Genomic DNA, 523 nt, shown 5'->3' with positions numbered 1-523 from the left:
CGGATACCGTATTAAATAGCATGCTTAAATTATTGAAAGAGCATGAAGTTAAAAATGATCAACAAGAGATCGCGCAATGGTGGCAATCAATTGAATCGTGGCGTGAACGTGAATGTTTAAGTTATGACACTGATAGCGATCGAATTAAACCACAGCAAGTCATTGAAGTGCTTCACCGCTTAACGAATGGCGAAGCTTATGTCTCTTCTGATGTTGGTCAGCATCAAATGTTTGCCGCACTGTATTATCCATTTGATAAGCCACGTCGTTGGATTAATTCTGGTGGTTTAGGCACGATGGGCTTTGGTTTACCTGCTGCGATGGGAGTGAAGTTTGCTTTACCTGATGCAGAAGTGGTGTGCGTAACCGGTGATGGCAGTATTCAGATGAATATCCAAGAGCTATCTACGGCGCTGCAATACGATATTCCTGTTAAGATCATTAACTTAAATAACCGATTCTTAGGTATGGTGAAACAGTGGCAAGATATGATCTATCAAGGTCGCCATTCACATTCATACAT

The 523-nt window shown here is 41.3% G+C and carries 1 protein-coding gene; it reads left to right on the top strand.

Features of this window, described 5'->3' with window-relative positions; genetic code table 11:
• The coding region (locus tag CTN07_RS22615; RefSeq protein WP_249030827.1) for a thiamine pyrophosphate-dependent enzyme at nt 1–523 on the top strand (523 nt) is incomplete at both ends.

Origin of the sequence: Photobacterium damselae (assembly GCF_003026815.1) — a bacterium.
GTDB classification, from domain to species: domain Bacteria; phylum Pseudomonadota; class Gammaproteobacteria; order Enterobacterales; family Vibrionaceae; genus Photobacterium; species Photobacterium damselae.
The sequence above is the reverse complement of the archived record's forward strand: the minus strand, read 5'-3'. Positions and strand labels throughout refer to the sequence as shown.